At 37.9% G+C, this 2,828-nt stretch carries 4 protein-coding genes; 2 read left to right on the top strand and 2 right to left on the bottom strand.

Annotated elements, in window-relative coordinates:
* On the bottom strand, positions 1-864 hold an 864-nt coding region (locus tag G322_RS21405; protein WP_022943165.1), incomplete at its 3' end, for a hypothetical protein.
* Positions 865-1,049: 185 nt separating this feature from the next.
* Between G322_RS21405 and G322_RS23590 the strand changes: the two genes are divergently transcribed.
* Positions 1,050-1,226, top strand: coding sequence for a hypothetical protein (locus G322_RS23590; protein WP_022943164.1), 177 nt, complete (start codon positions 1,050-1,052; stop codon positions 1,224-1,226).
* 759 nt (positions 1,227-1,985) lie between these two features.
* Here G322_RS23590 and G322_RS21395 read toward each other — a convergent pair.
* Positions 1,986-2,438 (bottom strand): integrase arm-type DNA-binding domain-containing protein, encoded by a 453-nt coding sequence (locus G322_RS21395; protein ID WP_033422263.1) that lies wholly within the window; start codon positions 2,436-2,438, stop codon positions 1,986-1,988.
* A 121-nt stretch (positions 2,439-2,559) separates the two neighbouring features.
* Here G322_RS21395 and G322_RS21390 point away from each other — a divergent pair.
* Positions 2,560-2,828 (top strand): IS1/IS1595 family N-terminal zinc-binding domain-containing protein (locus G322_RS21390; RefSeq protein ID WP_022942793.1); only part of this gene is annotated, 269 nt, incomplete at its 3' end.

Raw genomic sequence — 2,828 nt, 5'->3', positions numbered from 1 at the left:
TTCATGAGCATCTACTTCGTGACCATGTTCTTCATGAGCATATTCTTCGTGACCATGTTCTTCAATACCATGTTCTTCGTGATCATCTGTTCCATCACCATGCACCTCATGCGCTATCTCAGTAGGCGTTCCATGATCGTGATTATGTTCGATATAACCTAACCAATGAGGCAATAACACCGCAGCCAGTACAATCAGACCTAATACACTGCCAATACCTGCTACGTAACGATTTTCTGATTTATTTTCATCAAACTCATGTTTTCCCGCTTTCAGATAAGGACGATGCAACACGACATGCATAATTGATCCCATCACAAATGCTTGCAACCAAACTAACCATTGACCATCTAATTGTGCCAGTGAGTAATCAGCAAACAGTGCACCAACGATTGTTGCCACTGACATACAGGCCAATATCACTAACGGCAATACGCGACCATATTGTGGGCGTAATAACCACCACACCGTTAATCCCACAGGGAAACGGTGTAACAGAACACCCAAAGCTAGCAACCATGCAGTATGATCTCCCGCTTGCACAACTAATGCAGAGCCATCAATACTAGCGTGTAATACTAAGCCCAAGACACCAAGAAATAATGTGGCTTGATGCGCTTGGTGAGCTGCTTTATGAAAATATTTCTCTACCCAACTCGGTGCAAATAAGCCTAGTGCCATCAGTACTAAAACAGATAAACCGCCACTATGTAACAATTCAGGCAAGATATGAAATAATACCAACCCTGAAATAGTCACAAAGATAAATGCATCAAGCAGGTCTAACCAACCTGGTTGACGCTGCAATAAGCGATAGCTAATAGGCCCTAGAAACAGCGCAAGGATACTCAGAAACAACAACATACGATAATCTCAACAAATAGGTTAAATCACAAAATGTTATAATATAACACTTTAAGATTTTGATCTAGTTGTTGATAGTAATTATTGTTTGGATAACTTTGACACATCGTTAAACGTGGAGTCTCTGACATTGTCAAAATCGATCACCTCACTACCCTCTATTGTGAATATAGAGGGTAGTGAGAGTGATATTACATAATATTGAAACGCTAAGTGGGATCACCAATAAAATGGCGAATAAAGGCGGTAAGGTACAGCAATACTTTTATATTAAAAATCAAAGAACAACGCATTTTCTGGTGTTTTTTCTACACTGTTACAATCCAATCAAAGTAGCAACGGCAGAAAAACTAAACCGCTAATATGATTGTCATCAATAATAATGAAGTAGAAATGATGGCTATCCAACGAAACAGTGGGCTTAATCCAGTCATTATTTATCTCTCAATTAATTTGATTAGTTATCATTTACATTGTAACCATGCATCGATTAAGAATCAATAGAAGGTATAATTAGTTCTCAGCCTAACGTGATAACTGTTAAGCAGGGCAATAACAAACTTAAAGCTATATTTATTTTTGATGTGAAATAAATTAAAATTTTAATGGGAAGAGATGATGACATCACCACGTCAAGTCGTTAGCGAGTTTATTAAACTGGGCTATATAACACCAAAACAGATTAATGAAGCACTTGCCACTACACAAATCAGCCCTAATATAGCAAGCTGGTTTATAGTTCTTGAAGTTCAGGCCTGTGTAATAACCTATTCTCTTCAATATATAACTCTAAATATTCTATGGGTTTGTCTGACATTATTAGATCTCCTCAGGTTTGACATGTTCAATCAGCTCTCCTTTACGCACGCCTAACGTTACTAATAAGCCACTGCTATATAATTATCTCGTGTAAATATGTCCGCATTGTTACGCAACGCTTTAAATACAGCAGTTAGCTCTTTAATACTTAATGCGCGATCTCGGATTTTTTCTTTACTTCCTGCATCAGAGTCATTGAATGCAAGCGCGGGGTTTCCAATAATCAACTCAAGCTTGCAAACATGATTAAAAAGTTGCTTACATCGAGAAAGCGTATCGTTAGCTGTTGTTGGCCTATTGCTCTAGGCTACCTTAATGAATACGCTTCTAATCTGTAACGGGGTAACGTCCACTATTTGCATATACCCAATTAACGGTTTTATTTCTTTGCTATATATACGTTTGGTGATCTCAGGGTGTTTAAGTCTCTTTTCTATAGAAGGATACCAATCAGCAAACAGATCATCGACAGTGGATATTGTTTCTTCTTTTAAACGAGCACGTTCTGCTAATGGATCTTCGCCAGCCCTTGCTAACTGTTTAATCTTAAATGTTTCTATTTTGGCATCCGCTAAAGATAAATGAGGATATTGACCGCCCTCTAATGCAATTACCTTGCGCTTGCCTTTAAAGGTGTATCTGACCTCCCAAGTAGCATTACCAACCGTTTGCACGCGGATATATAAACCATCACCAATCGCTTTACGTGTTAGCTTGCCTGTTTTAATAAATGCCTGTATTTTTTTGTTATTCATTTGCACCCTAAAAAGTGGTTACTATAAATTTAATGGCTGGTGGCCATAAGTATTAGGCTCTGTTGTAGCTAATTGTTGTCTATACTTATAAATAAGACTTAACTGATTGAAGGTACTCGCAATGAAGACTAAATTATTTGTAAGTAAGCTTAATCTAATCACAAAAGCACTTTTCTCTATGACACCGGCGCAAAGAGAGGTAGTTCACCAGTCAATTCAAGCATTAGACACTGAAATCAGTGCGAATGAGTTAATTCAGCCACTTTTCGATATGCTATCCCAATGTCCACACTGCCATTCTAGCCAGCTAAAAAAATGGGGGATGTCGGGTTCAATACAACGGTATCGTTGTAAAGATTGCTTAAAAACCTTTAATAATAAGACGAGTAC

It is taken from the genome of Psychromonas hadalis ATCC BAA-638, from assembly GCF_000420245.1.
Classification (GTDB): domain Bacteria; phylum Pseudomonadota; class Gammaproteobacteria; order Enterobacterales; family Psychromonadaceae; genus Psychromonas; species Psychromonas hadalis.
The sequence above is the reverse complement of the archived record's forward strand: the minus strand, read 5'-3'. Positions and strand labels throughout refer to the sequence as shown.